Annotated in this window: 14 protein-coding genes and 1 pseudogene; 11 read left to right on the top strand and 4 right to left on the bottom strand. The window is 72.7% G+C overall.

The window, feature by feature from the left end:
• Positions 1-175: 175 nt before the first annotated feature.
• From ABT300_RS01360 to ABT300_RS01345, 4 genes are all read right to left on the bottom strand, one after another.
• Entirely contained in the window at positions 176-505 is a 330-nt protein-coding gene (locus ABT300_RS01360; protein WP_351670368.1) for a nucleotide pyrophosphohydrolase, read from the bottom strand.
• Positions 502-1,869 (bottom strand): AAA family ATPase, encoded by a 1,368-nt coding sequence (locus ABT300_RS01355; RefSeq protein WP_351670366.1) that lies wholly within the window; start codon positions 1,867-1,869, stop codon positions 502-504. Before ABT300_RS01355 ends, ABT300_RS01360 begins: the two co-directional genes overlap by 4 nt.
• Positions 1,870-1,951: 82 nt before the next feature.
• Entirely contained in the window at positions 1,952-2,341 is a 390-nt protein-coding gene (locus ABT300_RS01350; protein ID WP_351670363.1) for a cell division protein SepF, read from the bottom strand.
• A 188-nt stretch (positions 2,342-2,529) separates the two neighbouring features.
• On the bottom strand, positions 2,530-3,045 hold the full coding sequence (locus tag ABT300_RS01345; protein WP_351670360.1) for a YceI family protein: 516 nt from the start codon (positions 3,043-3,045) through the stop codon (positions 2,530-2,532).
• A 112-nt stretch (positions 3,046-3,157) separates the two neighbouring features.
• On the opposite strand from ABT300_RS01345, the gene ABT300_RS01340 reads away from it, so the two are divergent.
• The 11 genes and pseudogenes from ABT300_RS01340 (at position 3,158) to ABT300_RS01290 (ending at position 20,663) form a co-directional block, all read left to right on the top strand.
• The gene (locus ABT300_RS01340; RefSeq protein ID WP_351670357.1) at positions 3,158-3,775 is read left to right on the top strand and encodes a MarR family winged helix-turn-helix transcriptional regulator; all 618 of its coding nucleotides are present in this window, start codon (positions 3,158-3,160) and stop codon (positions 3,773-3,775) included.
• A gap of 974 nt (positions 3,776-4,749) precedes the next feature.
• Positions 4,750-6,228 carry a sugar transferase gene (locus ABT300_RS01335; RefSeq protein WP_351670354.1) on the top strand — a complete coding sequence of 493 codons (1,479 nt, stop codon included), beginning with the start codon at positions 4,750-4,752 and terminating at the stop codon, positions 6,226-6,228.
• An 82-nt stretch (positions 6,229-6,310) separates the two neighbouring features.
• Positions 6,311-7,627, top strand: coding sequence for a nucleotide sugar dehydrogenase (locus ABT300_RS01330; protein WP_351670351.1), 1,317 nt, complete (start codon positions 6,311-6,313; stop codon positions 7,625-7,627).
• Positions 7,617-8,881, top strand: a pseudogene (locus tag ABT300_RS01325) (glycosyltransferase family 4 protein). Before ABT300_RS01330 ends, ABT300_RS01325 begins: the two are co-directional and overlap by 11 nt.
• On the top strand, positions 8,878-10,254 hold the full coding sequence (locus ABT300_RS01320) for a Wzz/FepE/Etk N-terminal domain-containing protein (protein WP_351670345.1): 1,377 nt from the start codon (positions 8,878-8,880) through the stop codon (positions 10,252-10,254). The pseudogene ABT300_RS01325 and the gene ABT300_RS01320 overlap by 4 nt, the downstream one beginning before the upstream one ends.
• On the top strand, positions 10,251-11,771 hold the full coding sequence (locus tag ABT300_RS01315) for a Wzz/FepE/Etk N-terminal domain-containing protein (protein WP_351670342.1): 1,521 nt from the start codon (positions 10,251-10,253) through the stop codon (positions 11,769-11,771). The genes ABT300_RS01320 and ABT300_RS01315 overlap by 4 nt, the downstream gene beginning before the upstream one ends.
• Before the next feature lie 3 nt (positions 11,772-11,774).
• Positions 11,775-13,700: an asparagine synthase (glutamine-hydrolyzing) gene (gene asnB, locus ABT300_RS01310; RefSeq protein ID WP_351670340.1), complete on the top strand. Its 1,926-nt coding sequence runs from the start codon at positions 11,775-11,777 to the stop codon at positions 13,698-13,700.
• Between the two features lie 28 nt (positions 13,701-13,728).
• Positions 13,729-15,921, top strand: a complete 2,193-nt coding sequence (locus ABT300_RS01305) for a bi-domain-containing oxidoreductase (RefSeq protein WP_351670337.1) — start codon at positions 13,729-13,731, stop codon at positions 15,919-15,921.
• Positions 15,918-17,861, top strand: a complete 1,944-nt coding sequence (locus ABT300_RS01300; protein ID WP_351670334.1) for a heparinase II/III family protein — start codon at positions 15,918-15,920, stop codon at positions 17,859-17,861. Before ABT300_RS01305 ends, ABT300_RS01300 begins: the two co-directional genes overlap by 4 nt.
• A gap of 14 nt (positions 17,862-17,875) precedes the next feature.
• Positions 17,876-19,414: a right-handed parallel beta-helix repeat-containing protein gene (locus ABT300_RS01295; RefSeq protein WP_351670331.1), complete on the top strand. Its 1,539-nt coding sequence runs from the start codon at positions 17,876-17,878 to the stop codon at positions 19,412-19,414.
• 1 nt (position 19,415) lies between these two features.
• Positions 19,416-20,663, top strand: a complete 1,248-nt coding sequence (locus tag ABT300_RS01290; RefSeq protein WP_351670328.1) for an O-antigen ligase family protein — start codon at positions 19,416-19,418, stop codon at positions 20,661-20,663.
• The last annotated feature ends 2 nt before the right edge of the window (positions 20,664-20,665 follow it).

Below are 20,665 nucleotides of genomic sequence, written 5' to 3'. Positions count from 1 at the left end.
ATTTCGATCCGCCGTTCGACTGCGGAGAGTGAAAACGGATGAGAAGGCTCCGCTGACGTCGCCCTGCCGCCCTGCCGCCACGCCGCCACGGGACCTCACCGAGGGACGGCACGAGGAGCGGCACTGAAGGCTGGCGCTGAAGGGCCGCGCTGAAGGCCGCACTGACGAGCGACGGCTAAGGAGCGGGAAATCTGCGCTCGTTGCGGTCGATCTTCGCGTCCAGCGCCGCCAGCGGGTCGATGCCGAGCACCTCGCACAGTTGCAGCAGATAGGCGAGCACGTCGGCGACCTCGTCCGTCACCCGGTGGGCGGTGTCCGCGTCGTCCATCACGCGGGCCGACTCCTCCGGCGTCAGCCACTGGAAGATCTCGACGAGTTCCGAGGCCTCCACGCTGAGCGCGGCGACGAGGTTCTTGGGCGTGTGGAAGGGCTGCCAGTTCCGCACGGCCGCGAACTCGGCCAGTCTGCGCTGCAGTTTCGCCACATCCAGGTGTCGTTCTGTCACGGACCCAGGTCTACCACCGTCACCCCGTCCGTACGGGCGGCCCAGGATCCGTCGCTGACCGCGCCGACGCAGCGGATGTGCCCCCGGTCGGCCATCCGGACGGCCAGGCGCAGCAGTTCGGCGCGCTGCCGGACGTCGAGGCCGCGGTCGAGGCCGTCGGCGAGCAGGGTGAGGGTCTGCGTCGCGGCCGGAACCTCGCCGGCCGGGTCCACGTCGAGGACGCCCGGCCCGGTGAGCAGCACCAGGGCGAGCGCGAGGTAGCGCAGTTCGCCGTATCCCAGCCGGGCGAGTTCCGTGCGTCCGCCGCCGGCGCGGTCGAGCACCGCGCGGACCGTGCCGTCGGGCAGCGGCTCGGCGCGCAGGTCCAGCACCGGCCCCGCGGGTCCGGCGGATCCGGCGGACAGCGCGGCCACCAGCGCCGCGTGCCGGCGCCCGCACTCCTCGCGGGTGCGCCACAGGACGTCGGCGAGGTTGTCGCAGCCGGTCAGCAGGCGGCCGGAGCCGGTGGGGACGGGGACGCCCATCCAGTCGGGCTGCGGGTCGCAGGCGAAGACCGACCGCAGGGCGACCACCATCTGCTCGGCGGCGGCGAGCACCTGCCGCTGGCCTTCGGTCTTGCCCGCCACGCGCAGCGGCAGCAGCGCGGTGCCGAGCCGGTCGTCGGGCAGCGGGGCGCGCGTCACCGGCGCGGAGCCGCCGGTGTGCCAGGCGGCCTGCACGGTGCGCCGTCCGGGATCGCGCAGCGCCGTCTCCAGGAGCACGACGCCGCCCGCGCTCAGCCGTTCGCCCACGATGCGCAGCTCCGGCTCGGCCTGCACGGCGACGTCGAGCCGGACCGGCCCCGCGGGGCCGTCGGCCGTGCAGCCGATGCGGAACCCCCGGCGGCGCTGGGCGTCGGGCCGCGCGCCCTGCGGCACGCACGCGGCCGGATCGGCGAACACCGCGGCCAGCCGCGCCCCTCCGCCGAGCCGCGCCAGCGCCTCGTAGGCCCGCAGCGCGGTGCTCTTGCCGCTGCCGCTGGCTCCGGTGAACAGGGTGACGGACCCCAGCAGGAAGCGCGCGCGCCGATGTCCCGCGAAGGCGGAGAGCCGCAATTCGGTGACGCAGGACCGTGGGTACCGCGGGGGTGCGGGCAGGGTGTCGGCGGGCTCGGGCGCCAGAGGGGCGCGCGGTGGCGCGAGCCCGCCGACGGTCGCCGTCCGCACGCCGCCGTGGGGCGCGGCCTGCTGCTGCGCCCCGCAGTGCGCCTGCGTCTGCGCGGGCACGGTGGGGGGCGCGTCCCCGGTCGGCGCCGCGTCGGGCGCGGTGTGCGGCCGGGGCGCGGCGTGCGGCAGCGGGGCGGAGGGGGGAAGCGACGAGGGCATGTCCGGACGGTAGGACTCCGCCGTCAGCCGAACCGTTACGCCCGGACGAGCTTCCCACCATCGAGCGACGTGCCCCGCGCGCTCAGCCGCCCGGGGCGCCCGCCTCCTCCATGATCCCGCCGACCTCGGTGCCCGGCGGGGTGAGCAGGAAGACGTTGCGGTCGACCCGGTGCATACCGCTGGCCAGGCCGAAGACGACCCCGGTGGAGAAGTCCAGCACCCGTTTGGCGGTGTCGGTCTCCGCCCCGGTCAGGTCGAGCAGGACCGGGATGCCCGCCATCAGCGTCTCGGCGACCTCGCGGGCGTCCGCGAAGACGTTGACCCGCAGGACGACGAAGCGGCGCCGGGTCTCCGTCTCGGCGTCCGGGAGCGAGCGGTGGTCCACCGCCGAGGGCCACGCGTCCCGGCCGCGCAGCGGAACGACCTGAGCGAGCCCTTCCCACTGTTCATCGGTGACGTCGTAACGGTTCACCGGCACCCCCAGAACTGACTCGCCTTCAATGCATGCACCAGTCAATTCTTACGCCAAGTCACCCGTTCGGCCCAACAGCGACACGGACCGCCACCGCACCGGTCCCACCACGGGCCCCGCCCGTCTCTCCCCGACCGCCCCGCCTGCCCCGGCCCGCCCCGACCGGCCCCGCCGGAGTCCGGTCCTCGTCAGGCCGGCTTGCGGATGAAGCGGAGGGCGGCGGTGACGGCGGCCGTTCCGCGGATCATGCCCAGCTGGTTCCAGCCCAGGCCGAACTCGCCGCGGTCCACGGCGAACTCCGTGTCGAGGGTGAGGGCGTCGGCGTCCGCTCCGCTGACGCGCGCAGTGAGGGACTGCGGCCGGCTGATGCCGCGCACGGTGAGCTGACCGGTCACCTCGGCCGTCCCGTCGGCGCCGAGTGCGGCGGAGCGCACCACGAAGGTGATGTCGGGGTGGTTGTCGGCGTCGAAGAAGTCGGCGCCGCGCAGATGGGCGTCGCGCTTGGCGTTCTTCGTGTCGAGGGACGCCGCCTTCAGGGTCAGGGCGCCGGTGGCGGTGCCGTCGGCCGCCACCTCGCCGCCGCCGTCGACGGCGGTGAACACGCCCTTGACGGTGACCAGGCCCCACATCGTCCGGTGCGCGAGGGCGACGGTGGAGGCGCCCGCGTCGAGCTGCCACAGTCCGGTTTCCACGGCGACGGTCATGGCGGTACTCCTCGGTGGTCCAAATTTGGATGATGTGACTGCCACGCTAGCGGGTAATCCAAATCTGAACAACCAAGTCGTGCAAATTTGGACCACGGATACACTGGGCCCCATGGCAGAACCCGCTGATCAGCCCGCCGACCTGCCCGCCTGCCCGTCCGCGCAGGGCCCCGGCGGCGGCCTGCTGCCTCCCGAACTGCGCGGGTGGATGCTGCTGCTGGCGGCGACGGGAGCGGTGGAGCAACGGCTGCGTTCCGTGGTCAAGGACCGGCTGGACGTCTCGCACGACGAGTTCCTGGTCCTGTGCCTGCTGGCCGAGCAGCCCGGGCAGGGCCTGCGCATGACCCGTGTCGCCGAGCTGCTCGGACGCCCCAAGACCCGGCTGACGTACCAGATCGCCTGCCTGCAGCACGCCGGCCTCGTCACCCGCCAGTCCGTCTGCGGCGACAAGCGGGGGGTCGAGGCAGCCCTCACCGACAAGGCCCGCCGACTGCTGCAGGAAGCCTCCGCGGCGCTCGCCGAGACGGTCACCGCGGCACTGGACCAGGTCATGGGGCCCGAGCAGTGCGCCGCCCTGAGCGGCCTGCTGCCCGACGCCGGAGCCAGGGCCGAGGCACACGCGGAAGCACGCACAGAAGCGCACGCGGAAGCACACGCGGAAGCACACGCGGCGAGCGCCGGGGCCGGCGCCCGCGCCGCCGCGGATCCGGACCCGGCGGCCCGCGACTGACGGCCCGCGACTGACGACCCTCGCACGGGGCGCCGTCATGAGCGCTCACGTCGTCCGGCCGATCGGCCGGCGGGTTCCCGCGGGTAAAGCAAGCCGGTTACCCCTCTTGGCGCTCCCGCCTCCCCGGAACGCCATGAGTGCAGCGAATTGCCTTTGGCATATTCCATAAGCAAGCCCAGAAGGATTCGCCGACCGTCGCCCGGCGGCATGCAAGACGAAAGACCCGGACGGGTTTCGCCGCCGCCGGGGAAGGCGTCACGGGCCGTTCATGATCAATTGCTGCGCGGTCGCGGCGGCCGGTCGATCGCCTGCCACCTCGGACACCCGCGGCCGCGAGCCGAGTTGCACGAACGCCGGGCGGTCGCCGCCGAAGCCGGGCGCACCGAAAGCCCGTTGCGGCGCGCCGTCCGCCGACGGACGCAAGCCGAAGCCAAGGGCCGGACGAGCTGCTGCAACGCGCGTCGGCCACAACGAACCCAAGGGCGGTCACCGGTCGACTGATCAGCCCCAAACCTTAAACACAAATTACACACATCCTCTCTTCATACCGGCTCCTCATGGTCTAGATTGACCTTGCTTCGGCCGTTCGAACACGAGGCGACCCGTAATGATCTATTGGTCTGGCACTGTGCGAGGCCGGTGAGCGGTCCTCGACGCCGGACGTGGGGGTGATCAATTCTTTGGGCCCTGGAGGGGCTTGGACGCGGGGAGCGTCCGAGGTCTTCGACGGGTCGCCGCGCACCTCGAGAGACGGGCAGGACGCATGCGTCCACTGCCGCCGGGGTGGGTGTTCACATAGCGCTGGGATACCGGGACTTCATGCGCGGGAGGCGGGGGCCTGCTGCGGGAGGAACAGCGCGACACGGGGGGCGGGGGCCTCCGAGGGGAGGGACAGTACGGGGGGCGGGGGCCTCCCGGGGGAGGAATCAGTGTTAGGCGAACACGTCGAACCACTGGGGAACCTGGGGGGTTCTGTGCGGCAAGGGGAGCTAGTCAGCCCGTTTCCGTCGGCACGCGGGCGTCTGGAGAACGACACGATCAGCCGGCCCGCGCTCGACTGGGAGCAGCGGTACAGACGTACCGTGATCATCAGCGACACCGTGGCCACCGCCTTCGTGGTGGCGGGGATCGGCAATTTCTTCGGGGCCCGGGACGCGGCCAACTGGCATGAGAAGTGGGGCATTCTCGCGTTCGGCACGGAACTGCTGGTGCTGGGGGCGCTGGCGGTCAGCCGGTCGTGGGCGCCGGCCGTGCTCGGCCAGGGCGCCGAGGAGTTCCGCCGGCTCGGACGCTCGCTGTTCGCGGCGACCGTCGTCCTGGCACTCGGCGGGATCGCGCTCACCTCGCGCAACATCAAGCTCTGGATCTTCGTCGCGATCCCCGCGATCGCGATCGTCACCATGACGGCGCGCTATGTGCTGCGCCTCTCGCTGCACAAGCAGCGCAAGGAAGGACAGTGCCTGCGACCGGTGCTCGCCGCCGGCAGCCCGGCCACCGTCCACGACCTGATCACCCGCACCCGCAAGTTCCCCCACCTCGGCTGGCGGGTGGACGCGGTGTGCACGACGGACGGTCCCGGGGTCGACGGCGACCTGCTGGACGGGGTGCCGGTGGTGGGCACGCTCGCGGACGTCGCCAAGCACGTCCACGGGGACGGCTACCGCGTCGTCGCCGTCACCCCGGATCCGCACTGGTCGCCGCACCGGCTGCAGCGGCTGGCCTGGAACCTCGAGGGCACCGAAGCCGAGATGGTGGTGGCTCCCGTGCTGATGGAGGTGGCCGGCCCGCGGCTGCACATCGACGCGGTGCTCGGGATACCGCTGCTGCGGGTCAGCATGCCGACCTTCACCGGGGGGCGCAGGGCGGTCAAGGGCGTCGTCGACCGGATGGGCGCGGCGGTCCTGCTGGTCCTGTTCGCGCCGCTGATGGCGGTCGTCGGGCTGCTCGTGCTGATGGACAGCCGGGGCGGGGTGTTCTACCGCCAGCGCAGAGTCGGCAAGGACGGCGGCGAGTTCACGATCCTCAAGTTCCGCACCATGGTCGCCGACGCCGACCGGGCGCGTGCCCAGCTGGCCGATCTCAACGAGGGCGCCGGGCCGCTGTTCAAGCTCCGCCGGGATCCGCGGGTGACCCGGGTGGGAGCGGTGCTGCGCCGGTACTCCATCGACGAACTCCCGCAGCTGTTCAACGTGCTCACCGGATCGATGTCGCTCGTCGGTCCGCGGCCTCCGCTGCCGGAGGAGTCCGCCGCGTACGGCCCGGACATCCGGCGGCGGTTGCTGGTCAAGCCCGGCCTCACCGGTCTGTGGCAGATCAGCGGACGCAGTGACCTGTCGTGGGAGGAGGCGGTACGGCTGGACCTGCGGTACGTGGAGGACTGGTCGCTCGCCCTGGACACGGTGATCTTGTGGAAGACGCTGCGTGCGGTGCTCTACGGCCAGGGGGCCTACTGATGCGCGGGGAGCTGGGACCAGGCGGTCCCGCCGACGTGCGGACCGCAGGCCGCGAGGGCCTGCGCGGGGGGAGGAACGAGTCATGAAGGTCAGCGTTTTCGGGCTCGGCTACGTGGGCTGCGTGTCGGCCGCGTGCCTTGCCAGCATGGGTCACGAGGTCGTCGGGGTCGACGTCAACCAGGTGAAGGTCGACCTGGTCAACGACGGCAAGGCCCCGGTGGTCGAGGAGCGGATCGGCGAGCTCATCGCCGACGTCGTGCGGACCGGTGCGCTGCGCGCCACCGCCGACGTCCGCGAGGCGATCATGGACAGCGAGATCTCGCTGGTCTGTGTGGGCACGCCGTCGGAGCCCAACGGCAGCCTGTGCACGACGTACTTGGAGCGGGTCACCGAGGAGATCGGCGCGGCCCTGGCCGAGCGGGGCGGGCGGCACACGGTGGTGTTCCGCAGCACGATGCTGCCGGGCACCTGCCTGAACCTGCTGGTGCCGATCCTGGAGAAGTACGTCGGCGGCACGGCGGGGGTGGACGTCGGGGTCGCGGTCAACCCCGAGTTCCTGCGCGAGGGCACGAGCGTGCGGGACTTCTTCGACCCGCCGAAGACCGTCATCGGCGAGCTCGACGCGGCGAGCGGCGACGCGGTGGCGGCGCTGTACGAGGACCTGCCCGGCGAGGTGTTCCGGGTGCCGGTCCCGACGGCCGAGGCCATCAAGTACGCGGACAACGCGTTCCACGGCCTCAAGATCGGCTTCGCCAACGAGCTGGGCGCGGTGTGCCAGGCGCTCGGGGTGGACTCGCACCAGGTGATGGACGTCTTCCTGGCCGACCGCAAGCTGAACATCAGCCCCGCCTATCTGCGGCCCGGCTTCGCGTTCGGCGGCTCCTGCCTGCCCAAGGACCTGCGCAGCCTGGTCCACGCGGCGCAGCGGGCCGACGTCTCGGTGCCCATCCTGTCGCATGTGCTGCCGTCCAACGCCGACCATCTGCAGCGCGCGGTGGAGCTGGTCGAGCGCACCGGAAAACGCCGGGCGGGCCTGTTCGGGCTGTCCTTCAAGCCCGGCACGGACGACCTCCGCGAGAGTCCGCTCGTCGAGCTGGCGGAGCGGCTCTTCGGCAAGGGGTACGACCTGAAGATCTACGACGCCAACGTGAGCCTGTCCCGGCTGCTCGGCGCGAACCGCGAATACATCGAGACCCGGCTGCCGCATCTCGCGCAACTGCTCGCGGACTCCGTCGAGGAGGTGCTCGAGCACGCCGAGGTGTGTCTGGTCGGGACGAAGGATCCGGCCGTGCTGGCGGCGCTGCCGCACGGCGACGCCCCGGTGATCATCGATCTCGTCCACCTTCCCGACGCCGACGCGCGCCGGGCCGAACAGGGGTACGTGGGCCTTGCCTGGTGACACGGGAAGCGGCGACCGGCCGGGCCGGAGCGCGCTGATCCTGGTGGAGAACCTGTCGGTGCCGTTCGACCGGCGGGTGTGGCAGGAGTGCACGACGCTGCGCGACGCGGGCTGGACGGTGCACGTCATCTGTCCGCAGGGCAGCAAGCGGGACACGGAGGCGGAGGCCGTCGTCGACGGGGTGCGGATCCACCGCTACCCGCTGCGCGCGGCGACCGGGGGGCCGGCCGGCTACCTGCGGGAGTACGGATCGGCGCTGTGGCACACGGTGCGGCTGGCCCGCAAGGTGGGTCCGGTCGACGTGGTCCACGCCTGCAACCCGCCGGACCTGCTGTTCCTGCCGGCCCTGTGGCTGAAGCGGCGCGGTGCCAGGTTCGTCTTCGACCAGCACGACCTGGTGCCCGAGCTGTACCTGTCCCGGTTCGGCCGGGGCAAGGACCTGCTCTACCGCGCCGTGTGCGCGCTGGAGCGGCGGACGTACCGGGCCGCCGACGTCGTGCTCGCCACGAACGAGAGCTACCGGGACGTCGCGGTGCGCCGCGGCGGCAAGCGGCCGGCGGACGTCTTCGTGGTGCGCAGCGCGCCCGACGTCGAGCGGTTCCACCCGGTGCCGCCCGAGCCGGAGTTGAAGCGCGGCAAGCCTCATCTGCTCTGCTACCTCGGTGTGATGGGCCCGCAGGACGGGGTCGACTACGCCCTGCGGGCGCTGGCGAAGCTGCGCGACGAGGTCGGGCGGACCGACTGGCACGCGGTGTTCGTGGGCGGCGGTGACACCTTCGACGCGATGGTGGAGCTCGCCGGACGGCTCGGGCTCTCGGACCAGGTGCAGTTCACCGGGCGCATCCCGGACGCCGACCTGGTGCGCTACCTGTCCACCGCGGACGTGTGCCTCTCCCCCGACCCGAACAATCCGCTCAACGACGTGTCGACCATGAACAAGGTCCTCGAGTACATGGTGATGGGCCGGCCCGTGGTCTCGTTCGACCTCCGGGAGGCGCGGGTGTCGGCCGGCGACGCCGCCGTGTACGCGGCCGCCGACGACGAGAGCGAGTTCGCCCGGCTCGTCGCCCTGCTGCTGGACGACCCGGAGAAGCGGGCCTTGATGGGCAAGATCGGCCAGGAACGGATCGGCGGTCCGCTGTCCTGGCGGAACTCCCAGCGATCGCTGCTCGCCGCCTACGAGGCCGCCTGCGGTGACCGGGCTGCGGTGACGGCGCGCGACCCTGACGAGGCAGAAGAAGGCCGCACCGTTGAGCGATGACACGATACGCCTGGTCACCATCGGGCGGATTGTCCGCCGGCGCTGGCGGCTGCTCACCGTGTTCGCCCTGCTGGGCGCGCTCGTCGGGTACGGCGCGTCGCTGCTGTTCCCGCCGCGCTACACGACCTCGACGTCGGTGCTGCTGCCGGGGACGTGGGAGGAGCGCGAGCTGCTCACGCAGACGGAGGTGGCGACCAGTTCGGTGGTGGTCGACCGCGCGGCCGCCACGCTCGGCTGGAGCGGGGTGAGCGGCAGCGACCTGCGGGACCAGGTGGGCGCCAAGGCCACCGACGGGAACATCATCAAGATCTCCGGCACGGCCGACACCCCGGAGCGCGCGCAGCGGCTGTCCGACCAGGTGGCCAAGGAGTTCGTCTCCTACGCCACCCGGATCGCAAGCGAGACCGCCGACCCCGGCGCGGCGGAGGAGCTCGCCGCGCTCCAACAGTCGGTGGAGGACACCAGCCGCCGCATCAGCAAGCTCGCCGACGCGACCGACCCGGGAGAGACCGTCGAGAGCGTGCAGACCCGTACGGAGCTGGAGAAGCTGCGCACCGCGCTGCGGGAGGCCATCAGCACCATCAAGCAGGCCGACCCGGTCGACGACGAGGCGAAGAACATGGTCGTCATGGGGTCGGCGGCCCGGCCGACCGGCGAGGCGCCGCCGACGAGGACCCAGCTCGTCGCCGGTGGAGCGCTGCTGTTCTTCCTGATCGCGGTCATCGGGCATCTCACCGTCGGGCGGATGAGCCGGCGGCTGCGCGGCGAGACCGAGATCACCGCGGCGCTGGGCTCGGCGCTGCTGGGCACCGTCGACGTGCCCGTCGAACGGCCCGTGCACCGGCGGGAGGGCCGTGGCCCGCGGTCGTGGTTGCGCCGGCTGCTGGGCCTCGACGTGCGGTGGGACATTCCGGCGCCGCAGATGTCCGGCGACGAGGCCAGCCGGCAGATCCGCTACCGGCGGGTGTGCTCGCGGCTGCGGGACCGGCTGCCGGCGCCGCAGCGGCTGCTGGTCGTCTTCCCCGAGGGGGACGAGATCGCCCGCCGGGCCGCGGGGCAGCTCGTCGCCGTGGCCGGGACCGATCCGCTGCTGCGGGCGGTGCCGGTGCCGGTGTCCCGGCCGATGGTGCCGGACCGCGAACGCGAGTCGGGGGCCCTTGTCGTGCTCAGCGCCGGCAGCTGGACCGCGGCGGAGCTCGCCGGCGTCTCCGAGGCGTGTGCGGACGCCAAGCACGCGGTCGTCGGCGTGGTCCTGGCCGGTCCGGTCCGGGCTGCGCGTCCGGCGGGCCGGCCTCGGCGCACCGCCGCGCCCGCGAGCGCGGGCATCGAGGGCGAACGGGACGACGCGACAGGAGTCACAGGGTGACGACGAGTACGACCGCGGAGTCGTCGGCCGCCGCTCCGCTGCTGGATCTGCAGGCGCTGGTGGCGGCGGTGCGGAGACGGCGCCGCCTGTGGTGCTCCCTCGCACTGCTGGGGCTGCTCGCCGGCGCGACGGCGGCGTTCCTGCTGCCGCAGCCGCCGACCGCGGTGACCAAGGTGCTGGTCGCGCACGAGGAGGACCAGCCGAACGACCCGGGAACGCTGATCCGCACCGACGTCGCGCTGCTGCAGACGACCCGGATCGCGGAGCAGGCCCTGAAGTCCTTGCGGTCCGGGGAGAAGGCCGAGGACTTCATGCAGGACTACAGCGGCATGGGCATCACCAACAACGTGCTGCAGATCACCGTGACCGGTGACAGCGACGCGGAGGCGGTGGCCCGTGCCGGGGCGTTGGCCGACGCGTTCGTCGCGGACCATGTGCGGCGGATACAGGAGGCCTCGAAGGCCGAGGCCAAGGCCCTGCTCGACCAGCGTGACGAGCTGAAGAAGCAACTGGCGCAGGTCAACAGGACGATCGGGGACGGAACGGAGGCGAAGGGCCCGGGGGCGTCGGCGGACCTGGAGTCCCTGTACGCCCGCCGGGCCGAACTCACCTCGCAGATCACCGATTTCAGTCAGCGCGCCGGGGAGGCGAGCATCGGCACGCCGCGGCTCGTCGCCGGCACGCAGATCGTGGACGCGCCGTACGTGGTGCCGTACTCCCTGCCCAGGGCCGTCGCCACCGACGCCGCGATCGGTCTCTTCCTCGGGCTGTTCGTCGGGCTCGCGCTCGCGGCGGTCGGCGCGGTGGTGGCGGACCGTCCCGTGCTGCGCCGGGAGATCGCCGCGAACCTCGGCGCCTCGGTCGTCGCGGAGCTGCCGCACCGGCCGGGCGGGCGGTGGCAGCGCCGCCGGGTCCGGGCGTCGCGCGAACGGCTCACGACGTCCCTGGCGCGGGTCGTGCGCGGTGGGTCGGAGCCGGTGTCGCTGCTGGAACTGGGCTGCGCGCGCAACACGAGCGCGATCGCCCTGGACCTCGCGGGAGCGCTGGCGGCGGAGGGTCCGGTGGTCGTCGTGGACGGCCTGCCGGGCCGGCAGCTCGCCGATCGCCGCCCGAAGCCGGGGGATCCGACCGTGGTCACCGGCGAGCGCGCTGCGGCCGAGTCGCCGCAGGGGCGCCGGATCGGCGTCGGCTCGGTGGCGCCCGGCACGGCGTGGACCGACCTGCAGTACCTCGGCACGCGGGCCGTGCTCGTCGTGCGGGCCGGGCACGGCAGCGCCGCGTGGCTGCACACCGTGGCCCGGCAGCTCGCGGACCAGCACATCGCGGTGATCGGCGTGGTGCTGATCGACCCCGACCCGCGGGACCGGACCGACGGCACGCTGTGGGACGGGCCGCCCGCCGCGCCGCGCGACCGCAGCGAGCGGCCGGTGCGGCACAAGGGCACGGTCCCGCGGCGGGCGGAGCGGCAGCCGATGTGGGCGGCACGGGTGCCGGACAGCGACCAGGAGGCTCAGTAGCACATGTGTGGCATCGCAGGAACGTACCGATGGCCGGACGGAAAGGTCGTGACCGACCGGCTCACCGACACCCTCGCGCACCGCGGTCCGGACGGGGCGGGCCGCTACAGCCACGCCGTCGGCGACGGCGAAGTGCACCTCGGACACCGCCGGCTGGCCATCATCGACCTGTCCGAGACCGGCGCCCAGCCGATGGTCTCGGACGGCCTGGTGCTGACGTACAACGGCGAGCTGTACAACGCGCCCGAGCTGCGCGCCGAGCTGGCGGCGGGCGGGGTGCGCTTTCGGGGGACGTCCGACACCGAGGTGCTGCTGGAGGCCTGGCGGCGCTGGGGCACGGACTGTCTGCCCCGGCTGCGCGGCATGTTCGCGTTCGGGATCTTCGACGAGCGCACCGGTGAGCTGGTCCTCGCCCGCGACCAGCTCGGCATCAAGCCGCTGTTCCTGCTCCGGCGCGGCGAGGGCCTGGTGTTCGCCTCGGAGCTCAAGGCGCTCGCCGCCGTGACGGGCGGATCGCTCGAGGTGGACCACGCGGCGCTGGTGGCCTCGCTGCTGTACTACTGGGTGCCGGACTCGCGGTGCGCGTTCCGCGAGGCGGAGAAGCTGCCGCCGGGGAGCTGGCTGAGGTGCCGGCCCGACGGCCGGGTGGAGCGCGGCCGTTACTGGCGTCTGAAGGACGTCGCCGCCGAGGGTCAGGAGCGCGCGCTAAGCGGCGAACAGCCGGATCTGGCCGCCGTCGTCGAGGAGTCGACCCGGCGTCATCTGATCTCCGACGTGCCGGTGGCGACGTTCCTGTCCGGGGGGCTCGACTCGAGCTATCTGACCGCGCTCGCGGCCCGTGACCGGCCCGGGATCTCCGCGTACACGATCGGGTTCCGCGCCGAGGACGCGCGGTTCGAGGCGATGCCGGACGACCTGCGCTACGCCCGGCAGGTGGCGGCGCGGTTCGGCGTCGACCTGCACGAGATCGAGATCGCCCCGAACGTGCTCGACCTGCTGCCGCAGATGACGTACCACCTGGACGAGCCGATCGGCGACCCGGCCGCGATCAACACGTTCCTGATCTGTTCGGCCGCCCGGGAGGCCGGGGTGAAGGTGATGCTCTCGGGGATGGGCGCCGACGAGCTGTTCGCCGGTTACCGCAAGCACCTGGCCAATCTGATCGCGCTGCGCTACCAGCGGGTCCCGCGGCCGCTGCGGCGGGGCCTGTCGAGGGCCGTGGACCGGCTGCCGGTCGCCACGGCCCGGCGCGGGTACCGGTCGGTGCGTTTCGCGAAGCGGTTCCTGTCCTTCGCCGACCTGCCGGAGGAGACCGCGTTCCGGCGCAGCTACACCATGTACGACCGGGGCGAGTTGCTGGACCTGATCGATCCGGACCTGGCCGGGACGGTCGACGACGTGCTGACCGAGCACGCGGACGTCTACCGGGACAACGACCTCGACGACTTCGTCAACCGCATGTGCCTGGGCGACGCCCGGATGTTCCTGCCGGGCCTGAACCTCGCCTACACCGACCGGTCGAGCATGGCCGCGTCGATGGAGGTGCGCGTGCCGTACGTGGACGTCGAGGTGGTCAGGGCGGCGTTCGCGGTGCCCGGCGCCCGCAAGATCGTCGGGCGGCAGGGCAAGGCCGTCCTTAAGGAGGCGGCCGTCTCGGTCCTGCCCCGCGAGATCGTGTACCGGCCCAAGGGGCTGTTCAGCGCGCCGCTGCGGGCCTGGATGAGCCGGGATCTGGCGCCGCTGGTGCGCGAGGTGGTGAACGACGGCGAGCTGGTGCGTTCGGGGATCCTGCGCCGCGACGCGCTGGCGCGCATGGTCGCCGAGGACGCCGCCGGGCAGCGGGACTTCTCCAAGCATCTGTGGCATGTGCTGACCCTCGAGCACTGGTATCGCGGCGCGACCTCCGGGTCCGGCCGGAACTCCCTTTGACGACGGCGTAGAGACAAGAGGACTTCGGGTGAAACAGGTCGTACAGAACTACAAGAGCGGTGAGCTGGCGCTGCTCGACGTGCCGGCGCCGGGGTGCAAGGCGGGGGGTGTGCTGGTCCGGAGCGCCTACTCGCTGATCTCGACGGGCACCGAGCTGATGAAGGTGTCCGAGGCGGGCATGTCGATGGTGGGCAAGGCCCGCTCGCGGCCGGACCAGGTGGCCAAGGTGGTGCAGAGCGTGGCCGCCAACGGGGTGCCCGCCACCTACCGCAAGGTGATGGGCAAGCTGGACTCGTACACGCCGCTGGGCTATTCGCTGTGCGGGGTGGTCGAGCAGGTCGGCGCGGGCGTCGACGACGTGAAGGTCGGCGACCTCGTGGCCTGCGCCGGCAACGAGCACGCGCTGCACGCCGAGCTGAACTGGGTGCCGAAGAACCTCTACGCCCCGGTGCCCGACGGCCTCGCGGCGCGGCACGCGGCGTTCGGCACCGTCGGGTCGATCGCGATGCAGGGCGTGCGGCAGGGCGAGTCGCGGCTCGGCGAGGTGGCTCTGGTCGTCGGTCTCGGGCTGATCGGCCAGCTGGTGGTGCAGCTCCTCGCCGCCTCGGGGGTCCGCGTCGTCGGGGCCGACCCCGACCCGGCGCGCTGCGAGCTCGCCGAGCGTCTGGGCGCCGCGGCCTGCGGCGATCCCGGCTCCGCGGCCGTGGAGAACGCCGTCGCCGAACTCACCGACGGCCACGGCGTGGACCAGGTGTATCTCGCCGCCGGCGGCGGCAGCAACCAGCCCGTCGAGCTGGCCGCCCGGCTGAGCCGGGACCGCGGCCGGGTCGTCGACATCGGCAAGTGCCGTCTGGACCTGCCGTGGAACGCGTACTACGAGAAGGAGCTCGACGTCCGCTTCTCGCGTTCGTACGGGCCCGGGCGCTACGACCCGGCGTACGAGCTGGAGGGGCGGGACTACCCGATCGGCTATGTGCGCTGGACCGAGCGCCGCAACCTGGCGTGCTTCCTCGACCTCGCCGCCCGGGGCCGTGTCGACGTGGAGCCCCTGATCTCCCACATCGCCGACTTCGACGACGCCGTCGAGACGTATCAACGCCTGAAGGACGGCGAGTTGAAGGCGGTGGCCGTGCTGTTCCGGTATCCGGGCCAGCGGGAGGAAGCGGCGCGGACGGCCGCGGTCCCCGAGGTGACCGTGCCCGCGGTGCGGCGCGGCGCGGCGGCGTCCGCCCCGGCCCGGGCCGCGGGGGCGCCGGTGCGGCTGGCGTTCGTCGGCGCGGGGAACTACGCGACGTCGATGCTGCTGCCGCACCTGGCGCAGCGTGAGGGCGTGGAGTTGTCCACGGTCGTCACCACGACGGCCTTGTCCGCGGCGAACGCGCAGCGCAAGTTCGGCTTCGCCGCGGCGACCACCGATCTCGACGCGGTGCTCGGCGACTCGTCCGTCGACGCGGTGTTCGTGGTCACCCGCCACAGCTCGCACGCCGAGCTCACCCGCAAGGCGCTGCTGGCCGGCAAGACGGTGTTCGTGGAGAAGCCGCTGGCGCTGTCCGAGGACGAGCTCGCCGGTGTGCTCGCCGCGGTGGAGGAGTCCGGCAACGACCGGCTGCAGGTGGGCTTCAACCGCCGTTTCGCGCCGCTGCTCACTCAGGCCCGCAAGCAGTTCGGGGCCCGGACCGGACCGGCGAGCCTGCGCTACCTGGTCAATGCGGGCCGTCTCGATCACGGCAGCTGGTATCTGAGGCAGGGCACCGAGGGCTCGCGGTTCGCCGGCGAGGGCGGTCACTTCATCGACACGGCGAGCTGGCTGCTGGACGCCGATCCGGTGTCGGTGTACGCGACGGCCGCGCCCGGCAACGAGGACCTTCAGGTGGTGCTGCGCTACCCGGACGGGTCCACGGCCACCGTCAGCTATGTCACCACCGGCGCGCCCGGCTTCCCCAAGGAGACGCTGGACCTGGTCGCGGACGGGAAGGTGCTGCGGCTCGACGACTTCGTCCGCGCCTCGGTCTACGGGCGCAAGCGGTGGGTCAGCTCACGGCTGCCCAAGGCACGGGACAAGGGCCAGTCCGCCGAACTGGCCGCGTTCGTGCGGGCCGTGCGGACCGGCGGGCCGATGCCGGTGCCGCTGGAGTCGCTGGTCGCCACGACGACGGCCACCCTCGCCGTGCAGACCGCTCTCGCCGGCGGCGCGCCGGTGACGCTGGCGGGGACGCCATGACGATGAGCGCGGGCTGGTACCTGCGGCGGCTGTCCCGGATGGGGCCCCAGGAGGTCGCGGGCCGGGCGGGCGACGCGGTGCGCCGGCGCCGGTGGCGGTCGGCGCCGCCCGACTGCCCGCGCGTGACCGGGGCCCGGTTCACCGCGGTCCTGCCGGCCGGGACGGTCGCCGCCGTGCCCGCCGACGCCGCGAAGCGTCTCGTCGCCGACGCGGACCGGCTCATGGACGGGCACGCCGAGTACTTCGGCGTGGTCCGCGACGACCTGGCCGCCCCCGACTGGTGGCGCGACCCCAGGACGGGGCGCCGGGCTCCCGCGGGGTACGCCTTCGACGTGCCGTACCGCAGCGAGGACGCGGTCGGGGACGTCAAGCAGATCTGGGAGCCGTCCCGGCACCAGTACCTCACCCAGCTCGCGGCCGCCTACGCGGTCACCGGGGACGAGCGGTACGCCGAGCGCGTGGCCGAGCACCTGCGGTCCTGGTGGGAGACCAACCCGCCGTTGCGCGGCGTCCACTGGATCAGCGGCATCGAGCTGGGCATCCGGCTGCTGTCCTGGGTGTGGATCCGCCGGCTGCTGGACGGCTGGTCCGGCGCGGCCCCGCTGTTCGAGGACAACCCGGTGGCGCTGAACCAGATCTGGCACCACCAGCGCTGGCTGGCCGCCTTCCCCAGCCGGGGATCCTCGGCCAACAACCACGTCATCGCGGAGGCCGCCGGACAGCTCGCGGCGGCCTGCGCGTTCGGCTGGTTCCCGTCGTCGGGGCGCTGGCGGGCCGACGCGCTGCGGTCGTTGGAGCGGCACCTGCGCGGCAACACCTATCTCTCCGGCCTCAACCGTGAGCTGGCGAGCGAGTACCACGGGCTCGTCCTCGAACTCGGTCTGGCCGCCGTGGCCGAGGCCGACGCCGCCGGCGTACCGGTCCCCGCGTCGATCCGTCTGGTGCTGCTGCGGATGACCGACGCGCTCGCGGCCGTCGTCGACAACCGGCTGCGGCCGCCGCGTCAGGGGGACGCGGACGACGGGCACGGCCTGGTCGTGGACGGTGCGGGCACGGACCGCTGGGGTTCGCTGCTGGCCACCGGCGACGCCGTGTTCGGCCGGCTGGCCTGGTGGCCCGAGGTCACCGGCGCCGACGTGCGCACACCGCTGCTGGCCGCGCTCGTCGCACGCACCGAGCCTTCCACGCGCCGCCCGGCGCAGAGGCCGGCGCACTTCGCCGACGCGGGCATGACCATCCTGCGCGGGCCGGGCGAGATCTGGTGCCGCTGTGACGGCGGTCCGCACGGCTTCCTGTCCATCGCCGCGCACGCCCACGCGGACGCGCTGTCCGTGGAGGTCCGGCACGACGGGGTCGACGTCCTCGCCGACCCGGGGACGTACTGCTACCACGGCCAGCCCGAGTGGCGGCAGTACTTCCGGTCGACCCTCGGCCACAACACGCTCCAGCTGGACGGCGCCGACCAGTCCGTCTCCGGCGGGCCGTTCCTGTGGACCCGGCACGCCGAGACGCGTGTGCTGACCGTGGACTCCTTCGGCGACGGCGTGACGCGCTGGAGTGCCGAGCACGACGGCTACGAGGGCTCGGTGCACCGGCGCCGGGTGGAGCTGACGGCGGCGAGCGGGGAGCTGCGGATCGTCGACGAGGTGCGCGGCCCGCGGCGGGCCGTGCGCCTGGCGTTCCACCTCGGTCCGGCGATCACCGCGGACCTGGCGGGGAACCGGGCGCGGCTGACCTGGACCCGGGACGGCGAGGACCGCTCCGCGGTGCTGGACCTGCCCGAAGAGCTGTCCTGGGAGGCGCACCGCGGGGAGAGCGAGCCGCCGCTGGGCTGGTACTCCGCCGGCTTCGGGCGCAAGGAGCCCGCCACCGCCCTGGTGGGCGCCGGCTTCACCGACGGCGCGGAGGGCTTCACCACCGTGCTCAGGTTCCAGGGTTGAGGAGGGGAGGGCGCGTGGGGATCAGGTGGCGGCGCCGGGCTCTGCCGGCGGCATCGCTGGCTCTGGCACTGCTGACGGCGACCGGCTGCGACGGCGGGACGACGGACGCGACGCCGAGACCGACCGCCGCGCCCTCCGCGCCCTCCGCACCCCCGAAGTCCGCGGCCCGGGTGTGTGCGGGGCCCGCCGCCGGGCCGGCGAAGGCGCCGACGGGCGCGGTCACGGTCGACCCCGCGGTGCCCGGCGACCTCGCCGCGAAGACCGAGAGCAGTCCCGCGCACACCACGTTCTGGCTGCGGCCGGGCAGGCACACGCTCCTGTCGAACCGCTACGACCAGGTGATCCCCAAGGAGGGCGACGTCTACGTGGGGGCGCCGGGCGCGGTGCTCGACGGCCGGCGGAGCAACCACTACGCGTTCGGCGGCGACGCAGCCGACGTCACCATCCGCTCCCTGACCGTGCAGAACTTCGTCGCGCCCCGGGACGAGGGCGTCGTCAATCACGACTCGGCCGACGGGTGGGTGATCGAGCACGCGACGATCCAGAACAACTCGGGCGCCGGGCTGATGGCCGGAGCCCGCCAGCAGGTCCGCGCCAGCTGCCTGCGCGCCAACGGCCAGTACGGGATGAACGCGTACAAGGCCGGGGATGTCAGCGGCCTGGTGGTCGAGGGCAACGAGATCGTGGGCAACAACACGGACGACTGGGAGCGGCAGCGGCCGGACTGCGGCTGCAGCGGGGGCGTCAAGTTCTGGGCCGTGAACGGCGCGGTCGTACGCGGCAACTGGGTGCACGGCAACCGCGGGACCGGGCTGTGGGCGGACACGAACAACAACGACTTCCTCATCGAGGGCAACCTGATCGAGGACAACGACGGTGCGGCGCTGATCTACGAGATCAGTTACAACGCGATCATCCGGAACAACACGATCCGGCGGAACAACTGGGTCGAGGGCCGCGCCTACGCGGCCGGCGGCGACACCTTCCCCTTCGCGACGGTCTATCTGTCCGAGTCCGGGGGCGAGCCGCGGATCAAGGCCCGGACGGACAGGATCGAGATCTACCGGAACGTGCTGGAGGACAACTGGTCCGGGATCACCCTGTGGGAGAACGCCGACCGGTTCTGCAACAGCCCGGCCAACACCTCCTCCGGTGACTGCACGTTGCTGGTGAAGGACACCGGCCGCTGTGTGCAGCCCGCGATCGCCGAGGAGCCGCTGTACTCGGACTGCCGGTGGAAGACCCAGCGGGTGGACATCCACGACAACCGCTTCGTGCTGGACAAGTCCGTCGTGGGCTGCACGGCGAAGTGCGACCTGATGGCGGTGCTCTCCAACTACGGCACGTATCCGGACTGGTCGCCGTACCAGGGCGAGCGGGTGGCGGAGGCGATCACCGGCCGGCAGCACAACCGCTGGCACGACAACGTCTACGTCGGACCGTGGACCTTCGTCGTCCACGACGCGAGCCGGACGGTGAACGTCAAGGAGTGGCAGGCCGCGCCGTACCGGCAGGACGCGGGCAGCACCTTCCGCGCCAAGGACGGTGGGTGAGATGAGGTCCGCGAAGACCCGCACCGACCCCACGTCGAAGATCGTCGCGGCGGTCTGGGGGCTGCTCGTCCTCAACACCCTCGGCTCCGCCGGGGCCGTGACCATCGTCCCGCTGCCCCGCTCGCTGATCCAGATGGTCACCATGGGCTCGCTGGTCGCCGCGTTCGCGCTGGCGCTCCTGGTCAACCCCCGGGTGCGCATCCGGCCCAGCGCCTACGTGTTCCTGCTGACCCTGCTGCTGGTGCCGAGCCTGATCTCCAGCGTGCACCAGGGGGCCGGACTCGGCGCGCTGTTCCGCTGCTTCCGGCTGGCTCTCTTCATCTGCACGCTGTGGCTGCTCAGCCGCTGGTGGGACGGCGGCCCGACGTTCGTCCGGCACCACATCCGGATGTACTTCGCGGTGCTCGGGTCGGTGGCCGCCGGCCTGGTCGTCTCACCGGGCGCCGCCATGCCCGACCTCTACGGCGGGCGGCTGGTGGGCGCGTTGTGGCCGCTCACCCCGCCGCAGATCGGTCAGTACGCCGCGGTGATCACCGGGCTCACCGTGCTGCTCCTGCTGGGCCGCCGCACCGACCGGACCAGCGCGGCGGTGGTCGTCGTGCCCTCACTCGCCCTGCTCGCGCTGACCCATACCCGCACGGCCACGCTCGGGCTGATCATCGCGCTGGTGCTGGCGATCACCTCTCTCGTGCTGACCAGCGCCGCCGCCCGCCGGGTCTTCTCCTGGGCGGTGCTGTGCGCCGCGGTGGCCGCGGTGGGGTTCAGCTCCGCGCTCCAGGCGTGGTTCCTGCGCGGGCAGAGCCAGGAGAACTTCGCGAGCCTCACCGGCCGGGCCAAGGTCTGGCACGCCCTGCTGGCGGCGCCCCGCACGCCCTCGGAGCACCTGTTCGGCACGGGTCTGGGCGACAAGTCGTTCGGCGGGCTGCCGATCGACAACAGCTGGCTGGCCGTCTACAACGAGCAGGGCGTGACGGGCATCGCGCTGGTGGCGGCGATCATCGTCGTGCTGGGCGGCGTGGCGTTGCTGCGGCCGCCGTCGCTGTCGAGGGCCTGCGCGATCTTCCTGATCAGTTACTGCGCGATCGCCTCGTACACCGAGGCCGGTCTCGGGGACGCCTCGCCGTATCTGCTGCATCTGGCGGTGGCCGCCTCGCTGCTGGCGACGCCCGCCGAACCCGCTCCCCCGCCGGGGCCCGAAGTCCCTCGGCGTTCCGTCCCGCGCTGGGCCCGTACATCGGAGGCGACCTGAGC

Source organism: Streptomyces sp. NPDC001027 (genome assembly GCF_040299045.1).
Classification (GTDB): Bacteria; Actinomycetota; Actinomycetes; order Streptomycetales; family Streptomycetaceae; genus Streptomyces.
Note: the sequence above shows the minus strand (reverse complement) of the source record. Positions and strands in the feature narration are given on the sequence as shown.

Coding starts and splice junctions, on each gene's coding strand:
- ABT300_RS01355 (WP_351670366.1), bottom strand. CDS start 1,869: ATGCCCTCGTCGCTTCCCCCCTCCGCCCCGCTGCCGCACGCCGCGCCC.
- ABT300_RS01345 (WP_351670360.1), bottom strand. CDS start 3,045: ATGACCGTCGCCGTGGAAACCGGACTGTGGCAGCTCGACGCGGGCGCC.
- ABT300_RS01340 (WP_351670357.1), top strand. CDS start 3,158: ATGGCAGAACCCGCTGATCAGCCCGCCGACCTGCCCGCCTGCCCGTCC.
- ABT300_RS01330 (WP_351670351.1), top strand. CDS start 6,311: ATGAAGGTCAGCGTTTTCGGGCTCGGCTACGTGGGCTGCGTGTCGGCC.
- asnB (WP_351670340.1), top strand. CDS start 11,775: ATGTGTGGCATCGCAGGAACGTACCGATGGCCGGACGGAAAGGTCGTG.
- ABT300_RS01300 (WP_351670334.1), top strand. CDS start 15,918: ATGACGATGAGCGCGGGCTGGTACCTGCGGCGGCTGTCCCGGATGGGG.
- ABT300_RS01290 (WP_351670328.1), top strand. CDS start 19,416: ATGAGGTCCGCGAAGACCCGCACCGACCCCACGTCGAAGATCGTCGCG.